The 21,893-nt window shown below is 71.5% G+C and carries 15 protein-coding genes and 2 pseudogenes; 11 read left to right on the forward strand and 6 right to left on the reverse strand.

From position 1 onward, the window contains the following. Nucleotides 1-40: 40 nt before the first annotated feature. From C8250_RS37285 to C8250_RS37300, 4 genes are all read right to left on the reverse strand, one after another. Nucleotides 41-1,501 carry an MFS transporter gene (locus tag C8250_RS37285; RefSeq protein ID WP_138358431.1) on the reverse strand — a complete coding sequence of 487 codons (1,461 nt, stop codon included), beginning with the start codon at nt 1,499-1,501 and terminating at the stop codon, nt 41-43. Between the two features lie 85 nt (nt 1,502-1,586). Next, nucleotides 1,587-1,952, reverse strand: a complete 366-nt coding sequence (locus tag C8250_RS37290; protein WP_138358433.1) for a nuclear transport factor 2 family protein — start codon at nt 1,950-1,952, stop codon at nt 1,587-1,589. 115 nt (nt 1,953-2,067) lie between these two features. Continuing rightward, complete coding sequence (locus tag C8250_RS37295) at nt 2,068-2,748, reverse strand: hypothetical protein (RefSeq protein ID WP_138358435.1); 681 nt, start codon at nt 2,746-2,748, stop codon at nt 2,068-2,070. Next, on the reverse strand, nt 2,741-3,574 hold the full coding sequence (locus C8250_RS37300) for a BN159_2729 family protein (protein ID WP_138358437.1): 834 nt from the start codon (nt 3,572-3,574) through the stop codon (nt 2,741-2,743). Before C8250_RS37300 ends, C8250_RS37295 begins: the two co-directional genes overlap by 8 nt. 403 nt (nt 3,575-3,977) lie before the next feature. Between C8250_RS37300 and C8250_RS37305 the strand changes: the two genes are divergently transcribed. From C8250_RS37305 to C8250_RS37330, 6 genes and pseudogenes are all read left to right on the forward strand, one after another. Next, the gene (locus tag C8250_RS37305) at nt 3,978-4,934 is read left to right on the forward strand and encodes a hypothetical protein (protein WP_138358439.1); all 957 of its coding nucleotides are present in this window, start codon (nt 3,978-3,980) and stop codon (nt 4,932-4,934) included. A gap of 37 nt (nt 4,935-4,971) precedes the next feature. Beyond that, nucleotides 4,972-6,501, forward strand: coding sequence for an APC family permease (locus tag C8250_RS37310; protein ID WP_138358441.1), 1,530 nt, complete (start codon nt 4,972-4,974; stop codon nt 6,499-6,501). A 145-nt stretch (nt 6,502-6,646) separates the two neighbouring features. After that, nucleotides 6,647-7,832, forward strand: a pseudogene (locus tag C8250_RS37315) (CaiB/BaiF CoA-transferase family protein). Further along, the gene (locus tag C8250_RS37320) at nt 7,829-8,980 is read left to right on the forward strand and encodes an acyl-CoA dehydrogenase family protein (protein WP_138355206.1); all 1,152 of its coding nucleotides are present in this window, start codon (nt 7,829-7,831) and stop codon (nt 8,978-8,980) included. Before C8250_RS37315 ends, C8250_RS37320 begins: the two are co-directional and overlap by 4 nt. A gap of 46 nt (nt 8,981-9,026) precedes the next feature. Continuing rightward, a complete protein-coding gene (locus C8250_RS37325; protein WP_138355207.1) occupies nt 9,027-10,241 on the forward strand; it encodes an acetyl-CoA C-acetyltransferase in 1,215 nt (404 codons plus the stop codon). Between the two features lie 33 nt (nt 10,242-10,274). Then, a complete protein-coding gene (locus tag C8250_RS37330) occupies nt 10,275-12,452 on the forward strand; it encodes a 3-hydroxyacyl-CoA dehydrogenase NAD-binding domain-containing protein (RefSeq protein WP_138355208.1) in 2,178 nt (725 codons plus the stop codon). 34 nt (nt 12,453-12,486) lie between these two features. Here the strand turns inward: C8250_RS37330 and C8250_RS37335 are convergent, their stop codons facing one another. Beyond that, nucleotides 12,487-13,224 (reverse strand): MerR family transcriptional regulator, encoded by a 738-nt coding sequence (locus tag C8250_RS37335; RefSeq protein WP_138355209.1) that lies wholly within the window; start codon nt 13,222-13,224, stop codon nt 12,487-12,489. A gap of 160 nt (nt 13,225-13,384) precedes the next feature. Here C8250_RS37335 and C8250_RS37340 point away from each other — a divergent pair, with 160 nt between their 5' ends. After that, nucleotides 13,385-15,175, forward strand: coding sequence for an AMP-dependent synthetase/ligase (locus tag C8250_RS37340; RefSeq protein ID WP_138355210.1), 1,791 nt, complete (start codon nt 13,385-13,387; stop codon nt 15,173-15,175). A gap of 5 nt (nt 15,176-15,180) precedes the next feature. Next, entirely contained in the window at nt 15,181-16,587 is a 1,407-nt protein-coding gene (locus C8250_RS37345) for a M1 family metallopeptidase (protein WP_138355211.1), read from the forward strand. An 18-nt stretch (nt 16,588-16,605) separates the two neighbouring features. On the opposite strand, the gene C8250_RS37350 is transcribed toward C8250_RS37345, so the two are convergent. Next, a complete protein-coding gene (locus tag C8250_RS37350) occupies nt 16,606-17,673 on the reverse strand; it encodes an acyl-CoA desaturase (RefSeq protein ID WP_138355212.1) in 1,068 nt (355 codons plus the stop codon). A 154-nt stretch (nt 17,674-17,827) separates the two neighbouring features. Between C8250_RS37350 and C8250_RS37355 the strand changes: the two genes are divergently transcribed. The 3 genes and pseudogenes from C8250_RS37355 (at nt 17,828) to C8250_RS37365 (ending at nt 21,844) form a co-directional block, all read left to right on the forward strand. Then, on the forward strand, nt 17,828-18,334 hold the full coding sequence (locus C8250_RS37355; protein ID WP_244809617.1) for a GNAT family N-acetyltransferase: 507 nt from the start codon (nt 17,828-17,830) through the stop codon (nt 18,332-18,334). Nucleotides 18,335-18,441: 107 nt separating this feature from the next. After that, nucleotides 18,442-20,867: pseudogene (locus C8250_RS37360) on the forward strand (Tex family protein). A gap of 83 nt (nt 20,868-20,950) precedes the next feature. Then, nucleotides 20,951-21,844, forward strand: coding sequence for an oxygenase MpaB family protein (locus C8250_RS37365; protein WP_138355214.1), 894 nt, complete (start codon nt 20,951-20,953; stop codon nt 21,842-21,844). Nucleotides 21,845-21,893: the final 49 nt, after the last annotated feature.

Consider the following 21,893-nt stretch of genomic DNA (forward strand, 5'->3'; position numbering starts at 1 on the left):
GACGGCACCGAGGGGGTCGGCGGATGCTGACCGGGTGGATTCATCCCGTGCTGGCCGCCTTGCGGGGCAGCAGCAGGACGAGTGCGGCGAGGGCGACTTCGACGGCGATGAGGAAGCCGAGACCGAGACCGAAGGCGTGCGGGAAGGACTCCGGCTGTCCGCTGCCGACCGCGTCGTAGAAGATGATGCCGATCAGCGCGACGCCCAGCGCTCCGCCGATCTGCTGGATGGTGGCGACGGCGCCGGAGGCGGAGCCGACCAGCTGGGGCGTGACGCCCCGGAGCACGATGGTGGTGAGCGGTGCGATGACCATGCCCATCCCCAGTCCGTCGAAGAACAGCCCGGGGACCAGCCAGCCGATGCCGCCGGTGGTGCCGATGCGGTGCGAGGCCTCCCAGAGGAGTGCCAGGCCGAGGACCATGCCGAGGGCGCCGACCGAGATGGTGTGCCGGCCGAGCCGTGCGGACAGGTGGTGGGCGGTGGTCGACGTGATCATGTAGCCGGCGCCGATCGCGGTGAAGACCACTCCGGAGGCGAGTGCGTCCAGACCGCGGCCCTGCTGCAGATAGAGGGCGAGCACCAGGAAGAACGACGCCTGGCCGATCCAGAACACCAGCTGGGCGAGGACGCCGACGGTGAACGTCCGCTCCCGGAACAGCGCGGTGTCGACCAGCGGGTCGGCGCCGCGGCGGCCCAGGCGGTGCTGGTGCACGGCGAACTCCGCGAACAGCAGGGCGGACAGCGCCAGGCACAGCCAGGTCCACAGCGGCCAGCCCTGCTCGCGGCCCTGGATCAGCGGCAGTACGAGGGCGACGACGGCGAGGGTCGACAAAGCGACACCGGTCACGTCGAGGCGGGGGCGCTGCGGGGCGCGGGACTCGGTCAGGGCGCGCGGGACGAGCAGCAGTGTCACGGCGCCGACCGGCAGGTTGATGAGGAAGCAGGTGCGCCAGTCGAGTCCGAAGAAGTCCGCCTTGATGAGCAGGCCGCCGATCAGCTGGCCGAACACCGCGCCGATACCCATGGTCAGCCCGTACATGCTGAACGCGCGGGCCTGGGCCTTTCCGGCGTAGTCGGTCTGGATGATGGAGAGCACCTGCGGGCCCATCAGCGCGGCCGCCAGGCCCTGCAGGACGCGGGAGGCCACGAGTATTCCGGCGGTCGGGGCGATGCCGCAGGCCACGGAGGTCAGGGTGAACAGCGCCAGCCCGACGGCGAAGATCCGTCTGCGGCCGAACATGTCACCCAGCCTTCCGGCGGTGATCAGCCCGGTGGCCAGGGCGAGTCCGAAGCCGGCGACCACCCACTGGATCGACGCGGTGCCGGCGTGCAGGTCCACCTGCATGGACGGGATCGCGACATTGACGATGAAGAAGTCGAGGGCGGTCATGAAGGTCGCGATCAGGAGAACCAGCAGGCCCAGCCCCGGCCGGCGGGCGGGCGGCCGCTGACGGTCGGCGGCGGAGGGGATGGTGCGTTCGTCGGTGAGGGGCGATGCCATGGCGGAACTCCTGTGGACGATAGGGCGACGGGGCGTAGGGCTGCGGCGGGGGCGGGCCGGACGGGCCCGCCCCCGGGGCGGTTGCTCAGGCCGCCGGAACCTTGTCGAGGAAGCCGAGGACGCTGCGCAGCCGGCCGTCCCCGGTCAGCACCGCGACGTCGAACCCGATCACCAGCGACTCGCCGCCGGCCGGGCCCAGTTCCCAGGTGAAGCGGGCGATGTTGTGATGGGCGTCGACGGGCCCGCCCAGGGTGAACACCAGTCCGGGGAACTGGGCCTGCACGGCGCCGATGGTCGCGTCGATCGCGTCACGCCCCTCGGCGACCACCAGCGGGTCGGTGTACTCGGCGTCGTCGGCCCACAGTTCGTCGATCGCCGCGCGGCGGGCAACAGGGTCGGTCTCGTTCCAGGTGGCGAGGTAGCGCTCGACGAGGTATTGGGTGTCGCTCATGTCCGGGGTCTCCCTGCGGGTCGGTGCGCGGCGTGCGCTGTCGTGTTGTTTGCTGTGCTGCGTTCCTGCAGGTCAAGACGTTACGGAGATCGAAGGGACGCGGAATCAGTCATCGTTAGGTACTTGGGTGCGGATCGGCGGCCGTCTCCGCGCTCGGGGCGGCAGCGCGGTACGGGATGATTCGGGCGTCGGCGCGAGCCTCCCGGCGGTAGCGCCGGCAGCCGCGGAGGGCGATGCCGAGACGGCGGAGGAGCGCCCGTCGCTCGCGTTCGTGCCGCGCTGCGGTGGTGAGGGCGTTGCTGGCGGCCACGACCAGGGCGACGTTCGCTTCGGCCAAATGCCGCTTCGCGGCCGCCAGGTCGGCGAGCGCCTGCTCGAGGCAGGCGTCCCGCCGGCGGATGGTGGTGAGTCCGAGCACGGGATCCCTCCTGCTGCGCTGGTCGAAGGGCTCGCCTGCGCGGCGCTCCCGGTGTTCGTCGGCGTGGACGTAGTACGCGACGGCCTCGTCGCGGGTGAGTCCCTGGGCCTCGGCGATCTCGTCCCAGGTGGCAGCGCCCTCAAGGGCGTCACGCACTGCCTTCCACCGGCCGTCCAGCAGCCGGCGGACGAGCTCGGCGTTCGCCGCCAGCGACTGCAGCGGAGTGACGTGCGGCACGGCCAGTTCCAGGGCCGCCCGGTCCGCCTGGTCGTGGTCGCCCGACTCGACGGCGAGTACGTGAACGATTTCGATCCGGGCCAGGCGAGGGCCCTGGTTCCACCGTGCCAGCAGCTGCTCCAGCGTCATGGGCTCAGGCATCCGCGGTCACCGCCTCCGTGCCCTGGGCAGGGGTGCCGGGCCCGGTCGCGGCGAGCCCCTCGGTCAGCGAGATGACGGCGCCGGCCGGGGGAGCAGCGGCGGCCACGGGAGCAGGGGCGGGTGCCGGCAGATAGGGCACGGCGGGCCGGAGCGGGCCCACTTGGTGGACCACGTTCGCCAACGAGCACGGAACGTTCTGCCCGGCGGCGACGAGGAGCGGCATGTCGTCCGGACCCCTCCGGACCAGGTACTTCCAGCGGCAGCCGTCCCGGTCGACCATCGGGCGGCCGAGGTCGTGGACGCGTCCGTACAGCCGGTACGGGTCGATCGCGGCGGCGGCGAGAGCGTCGAGCAGCTCGGGCACACCGTGTGCGACCAGCCGTACTTCGGTGTCCTGCAGCCGGCCGTACGTGACCTGGGCGTTGCCCACGGACCGCCCGGAGTCGTGACGGGAGACGCCGGTCTCGGCCATCCAGTGGTCCCAGTCCTCAAGGGACCTGACCCGGACGGCGACGACAGCGCGGTCGTAGTCGGTGCCGATCTCGATCACGTCGGCGTGTGAGACGTACTGCGAGAGAAGCCACCCGGTGACCTGCATGGCTCGGTCGCACCGCTCGTCCCACGCCGTGGCGGTGAGTTCGAGCTCGGTGGCCTCGCCCTCGGCCTCGGCCATCGGCGCCCGAGCCGGGCGGCCAAGACCCTCGGCGGACGTGATCAGCCCGGCCGCGTCCATGGCCGTCGCGATGCGCGTCGCCACGTCACCGGTCGTGAACTGCGCCAGCCCCTCGTGAATGACTCGCGCGGCGCGGGAGAGGTTCGGATTCATCAGGCCGACCGCATCCCTCGACGGCACGGTCGGCTTACGCAGCGCAGCGCCGGCTTCCGGCCCGCCGAAACCTCCTCGATAGCCGCCAGGCCGAAGGCCTCCAGCTCGGGCGGGAGATGCCCGCAGTGATCCGGGGCCGTCACCATCGACTCATGGCCCAGGCGCCGCTGCACAGCCATGCGGCTGCCCCGCAGGGGTCACAGCAGCCGCATGGCTGTGCCGTGGATCGCGGATCGCAGGCGTCTTCTCCCGGCCCGGCGCCCGTGCCCGCCCGCTGCTCCCCGGCCGGAATCCCGTAGGGGACTACAGGGAGACAACAGGCGTGGTCTTGAAGCGGACCTGTGCCTACCGGTTGGCTGTGGACGATCACTGTTCGTAACCCGCCCGTGGAGGCAGCCCGCGGATGAGCCCACCTCCGCCCCCCTTCGGCTTCTCCCGGGCCAAGGACGACTTCGGCTTCGATCCGGCCCTCGACGACGTCGAGCTGGTCGCGGCGCGCAGCGCCCTGGGACAGGGCCACTGGTCCGAGGTACGCACCTTGCTGGCCGAGACCGGCGACCACTGGGACCGCCGCGGTCACCGGCTGGTCGTGCTCGCCGAGGGCCCGGCCACCGCCGCGTGGACCCGCGAATGGCAGCTCGCGGAACCGGACAGCCAGGACGCGGCGATGCTGCTCGCGTGCTCCACGGTGTTCCGCGCCGTGGCCGGCAAGGCGAACCCGGAAGTCGCGCGGGAGGCCTGTCTCGCGGTGGCCCGGCTGGCGCCGGCGGACCCCTCCCCGTGGCTGGCGCTGCTGATCCTGGCCCGCCGCACCGGTACCGACGAGGACCAGGTGCGCGCCTTCGACCAGGTGCGCGGCCGGCACCGTAGCCACCACCACGCGCACCATCTGATGACCGCGTGCCTGGCCGAGCGTCAGAAGACGGACCGGAACGACCCGTTCCATGAGGTGTACGAGTTCGCCGAGTGGGCCGCGGGGGAGGCACCCGAGGGTTCGCCGCTCGCCGGACTGCCGCTGCTCGCCCACATCGAGCGCTACCGGGTGCTCGCCGGGACCGGCGCCGAGCCGAAGGATCCCACCGGCCTGCCGCACTGGACCAGCGGCCGCGGCCGGCAGAGCCTGCGCACGGCGTTCGACTGGTGGCTGGAATGGCACGGTGGCGACCATCCCCGGCTGGAGCTGGATCTCAACCTGCTCGCCTTCGCCATGGTGCACAGCGGCCGTCCGGTGGAGGCCGCCGCGCTGTTCAACCGGATCGGCCCGCACGCCACCCGGCGGCCCTGGTCGTACTTCGGCCGCGATCCGAAGAAGGCATTCCGCGCCGCGCGCAGCTCCGCGCTCGGTTTCGGTTCTCCGTAGGACCCGACGCTCACCTCACCGGAAGGACACCGCAGCCATGCTGACGGGCAGTAAGACCGAGATCAGCACCTTCAAGGGCCAGGAACGGGCGCTGCGCGCCGACCGGATCGGTACGACCGGGCTCCTGCTCTCGGTGCTGGCGGCCAGCGCGCCGCTCATGGTCGTCGCGGGCGTCATGCCCACGACGTACGGTGCGACCGGCATCGTCGGGCAGCCGCTGCTGTTCGTGATCCTCGGTGTGGTGATGGCGCTCTTCAGCGTCGGCTACGCGGAGATGAGCCGCCATGTGCACAACGCGGGTGCCTTCTACGCCTACATCGCCCGCGGCCTCGGCGCCACGGCCGGTGTCGGCGCGTCCTTCGTAGCCCTCGTCTCGTACAGCCTCATGCAGGTCGGCATCTACGGCATCTTCGGCTTCGAGGTCGTCGGCCAGCTCGACCAGCACTTCGACATATCCGTCGACTGGTGGATACCGGCGCTCTTCGCGGTACTGCTCACCGGCGCGCTGGGCGCGCTGAAGATCGACCTGAACGCCAAGGTGCTCGGCGTGCTGCTGGTCGTCGAGTGCGCCCTGGTCATCGTGTGCGACATCGCGTTCGTCGCGGATCCGGACAAGAGACAGGGCCTGACCCTGACCGGCTTCGACCCCAGCACGCTGACGGGCGCCGGCCTCGGAATCGCCCTCTGCTTCGCTGTCGTCGGCTTCGTCGGGTTCGAACAGGCCCCCGTGTACGCGGAGGAGACCAGCAAGCCGGGGCGCGCGGTGGCGCGCGCGATGTTCCTCGCCGTCGCCTTCGCGAGTGTCTTCTTCGCCCTCACCTCATGGCTGATCGGCGTGGCCGCCGGTCCTTCGCAGGTCGTGGGCGCCGCGCAGGAGCAGAGCGCGGGCCTGCTGTTCGGTCTCACCGAGTCCCGGCTCGGCGGCACCTTCACCGACCTGCTGCACGTGTTCTTCCTGACCGGCATCTTCGCCTCGATGCTCAGCTTCCACAACGTCGTCGCCCGCTACGCCTTCGCGATGGGCCGCGAGGGCCTGCTGCCCTCCGCCGTGGGCCGCACCTCCAAGTCGAGCGGCGCCCCCGCGATCGGCTCGATGCTGCAGACCGTGATCTCCCTCCTCGTCGTGGTCGCCTTCGCGGTCACCGACGACAAGCCGGCCGGCGACCCGACGGTGCCGGTGCTGCGGCTGTTCACCTGGGGCGGCAACGTCGGCGCGGTCGGCGTCATCCTCCTCATGGCGGTCGCCTCGGCCTCCGTCATCGCCTTCTTCGTCCGCCGCGGAGCCGGCCGCGCCCAGATCTGGCGGCTGCTGAGCGCCGGGGTGGCCGGGGCCGCCCTGCTCTTCGTACTCGTCTACGCGGTCAAGGACTTCGACGTGCTGATCGGTCCCGACCAGGACGCGGCGCTGGCCTGGATCCTGCCGGGCATCGTGGGGATCTCCGGCGTCGTCGGCATCGTGCTGGGCCTGGTGCTGAAGGCACGGAAGCCCGAGGTGCACGCCCGCGTGGGCCTCGGCAACGAGGCGTTCCAGCTGGAGAAGGCCGCGGTCTCCGAGACCTCCGCCTGACCGCTCGCACCGGCCCGCCACGCCCTGGAGGCGCGGCGGGCCGGTGTCGTTTCCGGGCCCCGCCCGTCCGGCCCTTGCCAGGACTGGAACACGTTCCTAACATCACTGATGTGACATCACTACTGTCAAAGTGATCGGGGAGCCGATGGACGTGCAGGCAGGTCCCGGCCCACTGGCCGGCGTCAGGGTCGTGGAGCTGGCCGGCATCGGCCCCGGGCCGTTCGCCGCGATGGTGCTGGCCGACCTGGGCGCCGATGTCGTACGGGTCGACCGGCCCGGCGGTTCCGGGCTGGCCATCAACCCGACGTACGACATCACCAACCGCAACAAGCGGTCGGTGCTGCTGGACCTGAAGTCCCCGCGGGGCCCCGCCGCCGTCCTGGACCTCGTCGAACGCGCCGACATCCTGGTCGAGGGCTACCGGCCGGGCGTCGCGGAACGGCTGGGCGTCGGCCCCGAACAGGCGCTGGCCCGCAACCCCCGGCTGGTGTACGGGCGGATGACCGGGTGGGGCCAGGACGGCCCGCTCGCGCACACCGCGGGCCATGACATCGGCTACATCGCCATCACCGGCACGCTCGGCATGATCGGCCCGGCCGACGGCCCGCCGGCCATCCCCGCCAACCTCGTCGGCGACTACGCGGGCGGCTCGCTCTACCTCGTCATCGGCGTTCTCGCGGCTCTGCAGCACGCCCGCACCACCGGTACCGGACAGGTCGTCGACGCCGCGATCGTGGACGGCACCGCGCATCTGACCTCGATGATCCACGGCATGGTCGCGGCCGGCGGCTGGCAGGACCGGCGCGGCGCCAACCTGCTCGACGGCGGCTGCCCGTTCTACGGCGTCTACGAGACTGCGGACGGCGGCTACATGGCGGTCGGAGCCCTGGAGAAGCGCTTCTACGCCGAGTTCACCGCTCTGCTGGAGCTCGGCGAGGACGCCCCGGACCGCGGCGACCTCGCCCGCTGGGGCGATCTGCGCGCCGCCGTCGCCGCCCGCTTCAAGACCCGCACCCGCGACGAGTGGACGGCCGTCTTCGAGCAGTCCGACGCCTGCGTCGCCCCGGTCCTGTCGCTGCGCGAGGCCCCCGGCCACCCGCATCTCGCCGCCCGCGGCACCTTCACCGAGGACGCGGCATCGTCCAGCCCGCCCCGCGCCCCGGTTCTCCGCCACCCCCGGCGCCGTACGCCTCCCGCCCGCCCAGCCGGGCGCGCACACGGCGGAGGTCGCCCGGGACTGGCAGGTGCCCGCGCTCGGCCAGGGCGCCGAGCCCGGCCACGGCCCCGCGTCCGACGCGTCCGAAAGCCTTCGAGGAGACACATCCGTATGAAGCGTGAGATCTTCACCTCCGACCACGACGCCTTCCGTGAGACCGTGCGGACGTTCCTCGCCAAGGAGGCGCTGCCGCACCACGAGCGCTGGGAGAAGGCGGGCATCGTCGACCGGGAGGCATGGCTGGCCGCGGGCCGCCAGGGTCTGCTCGGCGTCGCGGTACCCGAGGAGTTCGGCGGCGGGGGAGAGCCGGACTTCCGCTACGGGGTCGTGCTGGGCGAGGAGTTCACCAGGGCGGGCGTCTCGGGGCTGGCCATCGGCCTGCACAACGACATCATCGGCCCGTACCTCACCTCGCTGGCCACCGACGAGCAGAAGCGCCGCTGGCTGCCCGGCTTCTGCTCCGGCGAGATCATCACCGCGATCGCCATGACCGAGCCGGGCGCCGGCTCCGACCTGCAGGGCATCCGCACCACCGCGGCCGACCACGGCGACCACTGGATCCTGAACGGCTCCAAGACCTTCATCTCCAACGGCATCCTCGCCGACCTCGTCATCGTCGTGGCCCGCACCGGCCACGAGCCGGGCCAGGAAGGCGCCAAGGGCCTGAGCCTGCTGGTCGTCGAACGCGGTATGCCGGGCTTCGAGCGTGGCCGAAACCTGGACAAGATCGGCCAGCACGCGCAGGACACCGCGGAACTGTCGTTCAGCGATGTGCGGGTGCCGAAGACCAATCTGCTGGGCGGCGAGAACCAGGCGTTCCTGCACCTGATGACCAATCTCGCCCAGGAGCGGCTGGCCATCGCCGTCTCCGGGATCGCCGCCGCCGAATCCGTCCTGGAGCTGACCACCGAGTACGTCAAGCAGCGCGAGGCGTTCGGCCGTCCGCTGGCCAAGCTCCAGCACATCCGGTTCGAGATCGCGGAGATGGCCACCGAATGCGCCGTCACCCGGTCCTTCATCGACCGTTGCATCACCGAGCACAGCGCCGGCGGCCTCGACGCCGTCCATGCCTCGATGGCCAAGTGGTGGGCGACGGAACTGCAGAAGCGCGTCGCCGACCGCTGTCTGCAACTGCACGGCGGATACGGCTACATGGCCGAATACCGGGTCGCGAGGGCGTTCACCGACGGCCGTATCCAGACCATCTACGGCGGCACCACGGAGATCATGAAGGAGATCATCGGCCGTTCCCTGCTCGCCTGATCCCCCGACCGGTCTCCGGACCCCTCATTCCCGAAAGGCACCCGACGTGAGTCCCGAAGCGTACGTATTCGACGCCATCCGCACCCCGCGCGGCCGCGGCAAGGCCAATGGCGCACTGCACGGCACCAAGCCGATCGACCTGGTGGTCGGCCTCATCCACGAGATCCGCCGCCGGTTCCCCGGCCTGGACCCGGCCGCGATCGACGACATCGTGCTGGGCGTCGTCGGCCCGATCGGCGACCAGGGTTCCGACATCGCCAAGATCGCGGCGATCGCCGCCGGGCTGCCCGACACCGTCGCCGGCCTGCAGGAGAACCGCTTCTGCGCCTCGGGCCTGGAAGCGGTCAACCTGGCGGCGGCCAAGGTGCGCTCCGGCTGGGAGGACCTGGTGCTGGCCGGCGGCGTGGAGTCCATGTCACGCGTCCCGCTCGGCACCGACGGCGGCGCCTGGGCGATGGACCCGATGACCAACTTCGAGACCGGCTTCGTCCCGCAGGGCGTCGGCGCCGACCTCATCGCCACCATCGAGGGCTTCTCCCGCCATGACGTCGACTCCTTCGCGGCCCTGTCGCAGGAGCGGGCGGCCGAGGCGTGGAAGGACGGCCGCTTCGCCCGGTCCGTCGTCCCGGTCCTGGACCGCAACGGACTGACCGTCCTGGACCACGACGAGTTCATCCGCCCCGGCACCACCGCCGAGACCCTCGCCGCCCTCAAGCCGTCGTTCGCGACGGTCGGCGAGGCGGGCGGCTTCGACGCCGTGGCGCTGCAGAAGTACCACTGGGTCGAGAAGATCGACCACGTCCACCACGCGGGCAACTCCTCGGGCATCGTGGACGGCGCGGCGCTCGTCGCGATCGGCAACCGCGAGACCGGTGAGCGCTACGGCCTCACCCCGCGCGCCCGTATCGTCTCCGCCGCCGTCTCCGGCGCCGACCCGACGATCATGCTGACAGGCCCCGCGCCCGCCGCCCGCAAGGCGCTCGCCAAGGCGGGCCTCAGCATCGGTGACATCGACCTGGTGGAGATCAACGAGGCGTTCGCCGCCGTCGTGCTGCGCTTCGTCCGCGAGATGGGCCTGAGCCTGGACAAGGTCAACGTCAACGGCGGCGCCATCGCCATGGGCCACCCGCTCGGCGCGACCGGCGCGATGATCCTCGGCACCCTCATCGACGAACTGGAACGGCGCGATCTGCGCTACGGCCTGCTGACGCTGTGCGTCGGCGGCGGCATGGGCATCGCCACCGTCATCGAGCGCGTCTGACGCCGCGTCCAACCCCCTTACGGAGAGCCTGAGATGAGCGAGTCCACCACCATCCGCTGGGAGCAGGACGGGAACGGCGACGGAATCGTCACCCTGATCCTCGATGACCCCAACCAGTCCGCCAACACCATGAACGCGGCCTTCGCCGACTCCCTGGACGCCGTCCTGGACCGGCTGGAGGCCGAGGCCGACACCGTACGCGGCGTCATCATCACCTCCGCGAAGAAGACCTTCTTCGCCGGCGGCGACCTGCGCGACCTGATCCGTGCCACGCCGGAGAACGCCGCCGAGGTCTTCGCGGGCTCCATGCGCATCAAGGGCCGGCTGCGCCGTCTGGAGACCCTCGGCAAGCCGGTCGTCGCCGCCATCAACGGCGCCGCGCTCGGCGGCGGGTACGAGATCGCGCTGGCCTGCCACCACCGGATCGCCCTGGACGCCCCCGGCTCCAAGATCGGTCTGCCCGAGGTCACCCTCGGGCTGCTGCCCGGCGGTGGCGGCGTCGTGCGCACCGTCCGGCTGCTCGGTATCGCCGACGCGCTGCTCAAGGTGCTGCTGCAGGGCCGGCAGTACGCCCCGCGGCAGGCGCTGGAGGCCGGTCTCATCCATGAGGTCGCCACCGACCGCGAGGAGATGCTGGCCAAGGCCCGCGCGTTCATCGACGCGAACCCGCAGGTGCAGCAGCCCTGGGACGTCAAGGGCTACAGGATCCCCGGCGGGACCCCCAAGAGCCCGGCGTTCGCGGCGAACCTGCCGGCCTTCCCGTCCAATCTCCGCAAGCAACTGGCCGGCGCCCCGTACCCGGCGCCGCGCAACATCCTCGCCGCGGCCGTCGAGGGCGCCCAGGTCGACATCGACACCGCTCTGGCGATCGAGGGCCGCTACTTCACCGAACTGGCCTGCGGCCCCATCTCGAAGAACATGATCCAGGCGTTCTTCTTCGACCTGCAGGCCGTCAACTCCGGTGCCAACCGTCCGCAGGGCATCGACCCGCGCCCGGTCACCAAGGTCGCCGTCCTCGGCGCCGGGATGATGGGCGCCGGCATCGCCTACTCCTGTGCCAAGGCGGGCCTGCAGGTCGTCCTGAAGGACGTGTCCGCCGAGGCCGCCGAGCGCGGCAAGGCGTACTCGGCCGCGATCCTGGACAAGGCGCTCGCCCGTGGCCGCACCACGCAGGCCAAGCGGGACGAGCTGCTGGGCCGCATCAGGGCGACCGGCGACCCGCGGGACCTCGCGGGCTGCGACGCCGTCATCGAGGCGGTCTTCGAGGACCCGTCGCTCAAGCACAAGGTCTTCCAGGAGATCGAGGACGTCATCGCCCCCGACGCCCTGCTCTGCTCCAACACCTCGACGCTGCCGATCTCGCTGCTGGCCGAAGGGGTCAAGCGCCGCCAGGACTTCATCGGACTGCACTTCTTCTCGCCCGTCGACAAGATGCCGCTGGTGGAGATCATCAAGGGCGAGCACACCAGTGCGGAGGCGCTGGCCCGCGCCTTCGACCTGGTGCGGCAGATCCGCAAGACCCCGATCGTCGTCAACGACTCGCGCGGCTTCTTCACCTCGCGCGTCATCGGGCACTTCATCAACGAGGGCGTCGCGATGGTCGGCGAGGGACTGGATCCGTCCTCCGTCGAGCAGGCCGCCGCCCAGGCCGGCTACCCGGCCAAGGTGCTCTCGCTGCTCGACGAGCTGACGCTCACCCTGCCGCGCAAGATCCGCGCGGAGTCGCAGCGCGCCATCGAGGCCGAGGGCGGCAGCTGGCAGACCCACCCCGCCGAAGTGGTCCTGGACCGGCTGATCGACGAGTTCGGCCGCACCGGCCGCAGCGGCGGCGCCGGGTTCTACGACTACGAGGACGGCAGGCGGACCCGGCTGTGGCCCGGTCTGCGCGAGCACTTCAGCAAGCCCGACGCGCGGATCCCGTTCCGGGACATGCAGGAACGGATGCTGTTCTCCGAGGCGCTGGACACCGTCCGGCTGCTCGAGGAGGGCGTGCTGACCTCCGTCGCCGACGCCAACATCGGCTCGATCATGGGCATCGGCTTCCCGGCCTGGACCGGCGGCGTCCTGCAGTACATCAACGGCTACGAGGGCGGACTGCCCGGCTTCGTGGCCCGCGCCGGTGAGCTGACGGCGGCGTACGGCGAGCGCTTCACCCCACCCGCGCTGCTGGTCGCGAAGGCGGAGAAGGGCGAGACCTTCACGGACAGCTGAGGCTTTCCCCGCCCTTGGCGTACGGGCTTCGGTCTCAGTCCCTGCCGGACGAGGCCGAAGCCCGCAGCTCCTCCGCCAGCGACCGTTGGAAGGCGGTCACCAGGGCCTGGACCAGGGCCGGCTGGATGTACTCGGTGAGCGAGCGCATCCGGGCGGTCTCCTCCGGGCTCGGGTCACCGTCCAGATACGGCTGCCAGACCTGCTCGCGGAAGAGCTTCTGCAGCTCATGGGCGACGGCCCGGGTGTGCTTCAGCACGATCTCGCGGGTGGCGAGCACCGTCTCCAGCGGGATCGGCACGTCCAGCAGCCGCACCCCCAGGTGCAGCATCGCCGGATTGACCAGGAAGACCTCGGGGCGGTCGGTGCGGTCGAGCACACCCATCGCCGACAGCCGGTCCACATCGTGGTCGGTCAGCGCCCGGCCCGCCCGCCGCTCCAGCTGCGCGCGCGGCGTCTCCTCGGCGGAGTCCGGCACCCAGGCGGCGACCAGCGCCCGGTGCATCGCCAGATCCTCCGCGGTGATGTCGGCCGGCAGCTGGAGGAGGTAGCGCTCGATCGCCGCCAACGTCAGCCCCTGGTGCTGCAGTTCCTCGATCAGCGACAGCCGCGCCAGGTGCTCGGGCCCGTAGAGCCCCACCCGTCGCGGACCCAGCACGGGCGGCGGGAGCAAGCCCTTGCTGCTGTAGAAACGAAGCGTACGGACGGTGACTCCGGCCCGCGCCGCCAGCTCGTCGACGGTGAGGCCGGCCGGCTGGATCAGGGACTGCGCCATGCGCTGCGCCTCGCTTCCGTCGGTACCCCGGTGCCGCCCCGGTCGATGCGGCGGATCGTGCTCAACAGTATTGCTGTCTCAGCGATGGTGTGAAAGCTTGCGGTTCCCGTACTCCACCAGGTTCCAGGAGACCGGCCGCCAGGCCGGCCAGGAGGCCGTCATGCCCACGATCCTGCGACTCCCCGCCGAACCGTCCGAGCTCACTCTCCCCGCGCTGCTGCTGCGCAATGCCGAGGACCACGGGGATCTCCCCGCGCTGTCCTGGCGCACCGCCGACGGATCCGGCTGGACCACCCTCACGTGGTCGGATGTCCGCCGCAAGGTGGCCGTCCTCGCCTCCGGCTACGCCGCGATCGGCGTGGAGCGGGGCGAGCACGTCCTGCTGATGATGGGCAACCGCCCCGAGCACTGGCTCTCCGACCTCGCCCTCGTCCACCTGGGCGCCGTGCCGGTCTCCGTCTACGGCACCGCCGCGCCCGAACAGATCGGCCATATCGCCCGTCACAGCAGGGCCCGGCTCGTGGTCGTGGAATCGGCGCGCGAGGGCGCCCGGTGGGAGCCGCTCCTCGACGACCCGCAGACCCGGCTGCGGCGGATCGTCGTGGTGGAACCCGGCGAGGCGGGGCCGCACGTCGCGTACTCCTCGATCGCCGCGCAGGGCGTCCGGCTGTACGACGCCGACGCCTTCGAGAAGGGCTGGCGCGCGGTGGACCCGGCCGACCCGCTCACCGTCGTCTACACCTCCGGGACCACCGGCGACCCCAAGGGCGTCGTGATCTCGCACCGCAATGTGCTGCTCAACGGCATCGCGCTGGACCGCGTCGCGGACTTCCCCGGCCACGCCGCGAGCATCTGCTATCTGCCGTTCGCCCACATAGCCGAGCGCATGCTCGGAATCTATCTGCCGGTCTTCCGGGCCGGGCACGTCCACCTCTGCGCCGATCCGCAGGCCGTCGCGGCGACCGCCAGGGAACTGCGCCCCGTGCAGTTCTTCGGCGTGCCCCGGGTCTGGGAGAAGCTCACCTCCTCGGTACGGGCCGCCCTCGGCCTGCTGCCCGAGGAGCGGCGTGCGGCCGTCGGGGCGGCCGCGGAGACCGCGCGGGCCGTGGTGAAGTGCCGCGAGCGCGGCGAGGAGCCCGCACCGGCCCTGGCCGCGGCCTACGCCGAGGCGAAGGCCGCGGTGCTCGACCCGGTGCTGGCCCTGGCCGGCTTCGAGCGGCTGACCTGGACGGCGAGCGCCGCCGCGCCGATGCCCGTCGACATCCTGGAGTTCTGGGCCGGCTTCGGCCTGGTCATCGTCGACGCGTGGGGCCTGACGGAGACGACCGGCGTTGCCACCACCAACAGCCCCGGCGGCTTCCGCTTCGGCTCCGTCGGACGCCCGCTGGACGGAGTGGAGGTACGGACCGCGGAGGACGGCGAGATCCTCGTGCGCGGGCCGATCGTCTGCGCCGGCTATCTGCGGCCGGACGGCACGGTGCTCCCCGCCACCGACGCCGACGGGTGGTTCCCCACCGGGGACGTCGGCCGGATCGACGAGGACGGCTATCTGTGGATCACCGACCGCAAGAAGGAGATCATCGTGCTCTCCTCGGGCAAGAACGTGGCCCCTGCCGCCGTCGAGAACGCCCTGAAGGAGCACCCGCTGATCGGCCAGGCCCTGGTGCACGGCGACGGCCGCCCCTACCTCGTCGCCCTGCTCGTCCTCGACCCCGAGCTGGCTCCCGCCTGGGCCGACCGGGAGGGCCCGGAGGCGCTGCGCGCCGAGATCGCCCGCGCGGTCGCCACCGCCAACGCCCGGTTGAGCCGGCCCGAGCAGATCAAGCGCTACCACCTGCTCACCGATGAGTGGGGGCCGGCCACCGGAGAGCTCACCCCCTCGCTGAAGCTGAAGCGCCGGGTGATCCGCAGTACGTACGCTGAGGAGATCGATTCCCTGTACGAGGGGTAGGACCTGTGCACCACCGACTCCTGCGCGCGGCGCTCTCCGGGCTGCTCCTCGTGACCGCGTGCGCCGCAGGGCGCCCCTCCGCGTCACCGCCGTCCGCGGACAGCTCCTCCGGAGTCGGCGACCCGCTGTTCCCGCTGGCGGGCAACGGCGGGTACGACGTCTCGCACTACGGCCTCGACCTGGACTACGACCCCGCGACCCGGGTGCTGCGCGGCACCGCGCGGATCACCGCGCGTGCCACGCGGGGTCTGCCGACCTTCAACCTCGACCTGTCGGGCCTGGAGGTCGGCAAGGTCACCGTCGACGGGGCCGGGGCCGTGAGCTCCCGCGCCGGGGCCGAACTGACCGTACGGCCGGCCCACGCCATCGGTTCGGGGGCGGAGTTCACCACCGTCGTCGAGTACTCCGGGGTCCCCGGCACCATCAAGGACGCCGACGGCTCGCACGAAGGGTGGGTCCGTACGGACGACGGCGCCGTCGGCCTGGGCGAACCGGTCGGCTCGATGGCCTGGTTCCCGGGCAACAATCACCCCTCGGACAAGGCCGCCTACGACATCACGGTGACCGTGCCCGAAGGCCTGACCGCGGTGTCCAACGGGGAGTTGACCGAGACCCGCACCACGGGCGGCCGGTCCACGTTCCGGTGGCACAGCGCCGAGCCGATGGCGAGCTATCTGGCGACCGTCGCCATCGGGAAGTTCCAGGTGACCCGGTCGGCCACAGCCTCGGGACTGCCGGTCTACGTCGCCGTCGACCCCCGCGAGGCGGGCGAGGAGCGGTCCGGTGTGCTCCGCAGGATCCCGCAGATCGTCGACTGGGAGAGCGGGCTGTTCGGCCCGTACCCCTTCTCGTCCACCGGCGCCATCGTGGACCGTGTCGACGGCGACACCGTCGGCTACGCCCTGGAGACCCAGACGAAACCGGTGTTCCCCGGCGACCGGAAGGGCACCACCCTGGACGAGCCGACCCTGGTGCACGAACTGGCGCACCAGTGGTTCGGCGACTCCGTCACCCCCCGCACCTGGCAGGACATGTGGCTCAACGAGGGCTTCGCCACCTACACCGAGTGGCTGTGGGACGAACAGCACGGCGGTGACAGCGTTCAGAAGCACTTCGACGCCACCTACCGGGACGACGCCCAGTGGGCGTTCCCGCCGGCCGACCCCGGCAAGCCGGAGAACGTCTCCGACGCCCCGGTCTACGGACGCGGCGCGATGGTCCTGCACAAGGTGCGGCAGGCCGTCGGGGACGAGCGGTTCTTCGCCATCCTGCGCGGCTGGGCCACCGGGCACCGGGGCGGGAACGTCGACTCCGCCGAGTTCACGGCCTGGTGCGAAAAGCAGTCCGGCAAGGACCTCAGCGGCCTGTTCGCCGTCTGGCTGTACGGCGACGGCCGCCCCGGAACGCCTTAGGAGCAGCAGGCGTTCGCCCTAAGAGGTGGGGGCCGCTTCGCGCAGCGGGGCGCCGACCTCGTGCATGTGGCTGAGCGCCTGGGCGTACGAGTCGAGCAGCCCGGTCTCGGTGTAGCGGACGTCCAGCCGGTCGCAGTGCTCGCGGACCAGCGGCTGGGTGAGGCGCAGATGCGGGCGGGGCATGTTCGGGAAGAGGTGGTGCTCTATCTGGTAGTTGAGCCCGCCGAGGAACCAGTCGGTGACCAGCCCGCCGCGTACGTTGCGCGAGGTGAGGACCTGACGGCGCAGATGGCCCCAGCGCGACCCCGGCTCCGGCATCTCCATGCCCTTGTGGTTCGGGGCGAAGGCGGAGCCCAGGTGCAGACCGAACAGCGCGTGGTGCAGCAGCGCGAAGGCGATGGCCTGGCCGACCGGCATCGCGATCAGCAACAGGGAGATGTAGCCGAGGAGATGGGTGGACAGCAGGGCGCCCTCGACGCCGCGCTCGCGTGCGGGGCGGCTCTTGAGGCTCTGGAAGCTGGACACCTTCAGCGCGATGCCCTCCAGCAGCAGCATCGGGAAGAACAGCCGTGCCTGGTGCCGGGTGAGGAAGCGTGCGAAGCCCTGCCGTTCGACGGCCTGGGCCCGCGTCCAGACCAGTGCGCCCACCTCGACGTCCGGGTCCTTCTCGATGTGGTTGGGGTTGGCGTGGTGCCGGTTGTGCTTGTCGTTCCACCAGCCGTAGCTCATACCGAGCAGCAGATTCGCGTGCACCAGGCCGATGAGCCGGTTGCGGTCCCGGCTGCGGGCGATCTGCTGATGTCCGGCGTCATGGCCGAAGAAGGCCGTACGGGCACCGAAGACCGCGGCCGGCAGGGCGAGGAGCAGCACCAGCCAGGAGCCGCCGAGCAGCAGCACCCCGCTCCATATCGCGCCCAGCGCGACCAGGTTCAGGGCGATCGCGGCGGCGTAGTACCCGGGCCTGCGTTTGAAGAGCCCGTGCTCCTTGACGACCCGCAGCAAGGGGGCGAAGTCGCTGCCCGCCGGACAGTCGGCGCCGTCGGCGGCGTCGGTGACAGGGGCTGCGAGAATGCTGACGGGGGGCATGGGTGCTCCTCGATGCTGGCGTGCGGAATCCGTATGTCGAACCTACGGATCAGCGGCCCGGAGCAGCCATGACGGCATCACCCCAACCGCTGGGGTGCCAAGCCCCCGGATATTCGGGGGCTAACCCCCGCACGGTCCTGCAAGTATGGGCTGCGTGACGGCAACAACAGACCACGCTGCCCGGTGGGAGACCGTCCCCCTGGCGCCGGGGCATCCCGAGGCATCCGCGCTGCTGCGGCAGTACTACGTCGAACTGGTCGCCCGGTACTACGACCGGCCGGCGACCGACGCGGAGGTGGACCAGGTCCTGCTGGACGAGCTCAGCGACGACTTGGTCGTTCCCACCGGTCACTTTCTGGTCGTACGCCGTGACGGCGTGCCGATGGGATGCCTGGGCGTGCGGGTGCTGGACCGGGACACCGGTGAACTGACCCGGATGTTCGTTCGCTCCGAAGCCCGGGGCCAGGGCGTCGCGAGCCGACTGATCGCCGCCGCGGAACTCGCCGCGCGCGACATCCTGGGCGTGGCCGTGCTGCGGCTCGACACCCGCAAGGACCTGGTGGAGGCCCGCGCGCTGTACGCCAAGCACGGATACCGCGAGATCCCCGCCTACAACGACAGCCAGTACGCCGACCACTGGTTCGAGAAGACGCTGGTCTGACTCCGCCGGGGGCGCGGTACGGCTGCGGGCCGTCCGCGCCGTCCCGGCCCGCGCGGGCATAATGCACGCAGAAGTCCAGCGGAGAGAGCAGGTTCAGCATCGTGACGATGTCTGTTGCAGGGTCGGTCGGGCCGTCGGTCGAGCGCAGGATCGCCGAGGAACTCGGGGTACGGCAGGCACAGGTGCAGGCGGCCGTCGATCTGCTCGACGGCGGCGCCACCGTGCCGTTCATCGCCCGCTACCGCAAGGAAGCCACCGGCACCCTCGACGACGCGCAGCTGCGCACCCTGGAGGAGCGGCTGCGCTACCTGCGGGAGCTGGACGAGCGGCGGGCCGCGATCCTGGAGTCCGTGGAGTCGCAGGGCAAGCTGGACGACGCGCTGAAGGCGCAGATCCTGGCCGCCGACTCCAAGGCGCGGCTGGAGGACATCTACCTGCCCTTCAAGTCCAAGCGGCGCACCAAGGCGCAGATCGCCCGTGAGGCCGGTCTGGAGCCGCTGGCGGACGCGCTGCTGGCCGACCCGGGGCTCGACCCGCAGACGGTGGCCGCCGGTTACGCCGACGCGGAAAAGGGCGTCGAGGACGCGGCCGCCGCGCTGGAAGGGGCCCGCTCCATCCTCACCGAGCGGTTCTCCGAGGACGCCGACCTGGTCGGCGAACTGCGCACCCGGATGTGGTCCAGGGGCCGCCTAGTGGCGAAGGTGCGCGAGGGACGGGAGGAGGCCGGCGCCAAGTTCTCCGACTACTTCGACTTCACCGAGCCGTTCGCCAAGCTCCCCTCGCACCGCGTGCTGGCCATGCTGCGAGGCGAGAAGGAGGACGTCCTCGACCTCACCCTGGAGCCCGAGGAGCCCAGCGAGGGCCCCAGCAGCTACGAGCGCAGCATCTCGCACCACTTCGGCATCGCCGACCGGGGACGGCCGGCCGACCGCTGGCTGGCGGACACCGTGCGCTGGGCCTGGCGCACCCGCTTCCTGGTCCGGCTCGGCATCGACCTGCGCGGACAGCTGCGCCAGGGCGCCGAGGACGAGGCGGTCCGGGTCTTCGCCTCCAACCTGCGCGACCTGCTGCTCGCCGCACCTGCCGGCACCCGCGCCACCATGGGCCTCGACCCCGGGTTCCGCACCGGTGTGAAGGTCGCCGTCGTCGACGCCACCGGCAAGGTCACCGCCTTCGAGACGATCTACCCGCATGTGCCGCGCAACAAGTGGGACGAGTCGGTCGCCACCCTCGCCCAGCTCGCCCGCGAGCACTCCGTGGACCTGATCGCGATCGGCAACGGCACGGCGTCACGCGAGACCGACAAGCTCGCCGCCGACCTGATCCGGCTGCACCCGGACCTGAAGCTGACCAAGGCCGTGGTCTCCGAGGCCGGCGCCTCGGTCTACTCCGCGTCCGCCTACGCCTCCGCGGAACTCCCGGAGCTGGACGTCTCCATCCGCGGCGCAGTCTCCATCGCCCGGCGCCTGCAGGACCCGCTGGCCGAACTCGTCAAGATCGATCCCAAGTCGATCGGTGTCGGCCAGTACCAGCACGACCTGTCCGAGCTGAAGCTGTCGCGCTCGCTGGACGCGGTCGTCGAGGACTGTGTGAACGGTGTCGGCGTCGACGTCAACACCGCCTCCGCGCCGCTGTTGCGTCGGGTCTCGGGCATCACCGAGGGCCTGGCGGGCAACATCGTCGCCCACCGTGACGCCAACGGGCCCTTCCGGTCCCGCAAGGCGCTCAAGGACGTCGCCCGGCTCGGCCCGAAGGCGTACGAGCAGTGCGCGGGCTTCCTGCGGATCCCCGGCGGCGACGACCCGTTGGACTCCTCCAGCGTGCACCCCGAGGCGTACCCGGTGGTGCGCAGGATCAGCGCCACGGCCAAGACGGACATCCCGTCGCTGATCGGCAACGGCACCGTGCTCCGGGCCCTGAAGCCGCAGGACTTCGTCGACGACTCCTTCGGGCTGCCGACCGTCACCGACATCCTCGCCGAGCTGGAGAAGCCCGGCCGCGACCCGCGACCCGCCTTCAAGACCGCCACCTTCAAGGACGGCGTCGAGGAGATGAAGGACCTGCAGCCCGGCATGCTGCTGGAGGGCGTGGTCACCAACGTCGCCGCCTTCGGTGCCTTCGTCGACGTCGGCGTTCACCAGGACGGCCTGGTGCACGTCTCGGCGATGTCCCAGAAGTTCGTCTCGGACCCGCGCGAGGTCGTCAAGCCCGGTGACATCGTGCGGGTGAAGGTCCTCGAGGTCGACATCCCCCGCAAGCGCATCTCGCTGACGCTGCGGCTGGAGGACGAGGCCACGCCGCGCGGTCCGCGGGACGACCAGCGTCAGGGCGGCGGCGGTGGCGGCGAGCGCCGGGGCGGCCCGCCCCGTCAGGCCCGGGGAGGCCAGGCCCGGGCGGCCAGGGCGGCGGCCGGGGCGCCCGCGACGACCGCGGTGACCGGCGCGGCGGCGGTTCCGCGGCTCCGGCGCCCGGCGGCGCCATGGCCGACGCGCTGCGCCGCGCGGGCCTGGACCAGGGAAAGGGCGGCCGCTGACCCGTCGTCACTTTCTACGGCCGGCGCGGGCGCGCCGGCCGTAGAGTGGGTTACCGCCGGTGCCGGGAACCAGGGGGTATGCCGTGGGACGCTACGACCACTTACGCGAGATCCGCCGGCTCGATCCTGAGCGGGACTTCCTGCGGATCTACCGGATCAGCGCGACCCTCGAATTCCCCTGGGACTTCGCACGGGCCCTTGAGCTCGCCCTCTACCGCACCTACGCCGTCCCCAGCATCGGGCGGCTGCTCGCGGAGACCGCGGAGCTGACGGACCGTTCGCAGAAGCGCTACGACGACACCGCGCTGCTGCTCGACGCCGTCGTCGAGCACGGCTTCGCGAGCGGGAGCGGCCGCACCGCGATCCGCCGCATCAACCAGATGCACGGGCGCTACGACATCAGCAACGACGATCTGCGGTACGTGCTGTGCACGTTCGTCGTCATGCCGAAGCGCTGGCTCGACGTGTACGGCTGGCGGCGGCTGTCGCCGCACGAGCTGCGCGCCACGGCCGCGTACTACCGCACCCTCGGCGCACACCTGGGCATCACGGAACTCCCGCGGACCTTCGAGGAGTTCGAGTCGCTCCTCGACGCCTACGAGGTGGCGCACTTCGGCTGGGACGAGGGCGGCCGCAAGGTTTCCGACGCGACCCTGGACCTGATGGCGTCCTGGTACCCGGCCCCGCTCGCCCCGCTGGCCCGTGCCGGTGCCCGCGCGCTGCTCGACGACTCGCTGCTGCGCGCCTTCCGCTACCCGGCGCCGTCCCCGGCGGGCCGGGCCGCGGTGCGCGGAGCGCTGCGGCTGCGGGCCCGCGCGGTCCGGCTGCTGCCGCCGCGCCGCACTCCGCACTACGCCCGCCAGAACCCGGAGATCAAGGGATACCGGAACGGCTTCGACATCGCGGAACTGGGCACCTTCGGGCCGGGCGGCTGTCCGGTGCCGCACGACCGGGCCGGGCACAACCGCCCCGGCTGAACCAGAAGTTGTCTCGTATCCCCCTTCTGTCATGGCGGGTACAACCGCT

Source organism: Streptomyces sp. So13.3 (genome assembly GCF_005860785.2).
GTDB classification, from domain to species: domain Bacteria; phylum Actinomycetota; class Actinomycetes; order Streptomycetales; family Streptomycetaceae; genus Actinacidiphila; species Actinacidiphila fildesensis.

Excerpts from the sequence above, each read along its gene's own strand:
- C8250_RS37295 (WP_138358435.1), bottom strand. The coding sequence starts at position 2,748 with ATGCCTGAGCCCATGACGCTGGAGCAGCTGCTGGCACGGTGGAACCAG.
- C8250_RS37340 (WP_138355210.1), top strand. The coding sequence starts at position 13,385 with ATGCCCACGATCCTGCGACTCCCCGCCGAACCGTCCGAGCTCACTCTC.
- C8250_RS37335 (WP_138355209.1), bottom strand. The coding sequence starts at position 13,224 with ATGGCGCAGTCCCTGATCCAGCCGGCCGGCCTCACCGTCGACGAGCTG.
- C8250_RS37305 (WP_138358439.1), top strand. The coding sequence starts at position 3,978 with ATGAGCCCACCTCCGCCCCCCTTCGGCTTCTCCCGGGCCAAGGACGAC.
- C8250_RS37350 (WP_138355212.1), bottom strand. The coding sequence starts at position 17,673 with ATGCCCCCCGTCAGCATTCTCGCAGCCCCTGTCACCGACGCCGCCGAC.
- C8250_RS37330 (WP_138355208.1), top strand. The coding sequence starts at position 10,275 with ATGAGCGAGTCCACCACCATCCGCTGGGAGCAGGACGGGAACGGCGAC.
- C8250_RS37300 (WP_138358437.1), bottom strand. The coding sequence starts at position 3,574 with ATGAATCCGAACCTCTCCCGCGCCGCGCGAGTCATTCACGAGGGGCTG.
- C8250_RS37285 (WP_138358431.1), bottom strand. The coding sequence starts at position 1,501 with ATGGCATCGCCCCTCACCGACGAACGCACCATCCCCTCCGCCGCCGAC.
- C8250_RS37290 (WP_138358433.1), bottom strand. The coding sequence starts at position 1,952 with ATGAGCGACACCCAATACCTCGTCGAGCGCTACCTCGCCACCTGGAAC.
- C8250_RS37310 (WP_138358441.1), top strand. The coding sequence starts at position 4,972 with ATGCTGACGGGCAGTAAGACCGAGATCAGCACCTTCAAGGGCCAGGAA.
- C8250_RS37320 (WP_138355206.1), top strand. The coding sequence starts at position 7,829 with ATGAAGCGTGAGATCTTCACCTCCGACCACGACGCCTTCCGTGAGACC.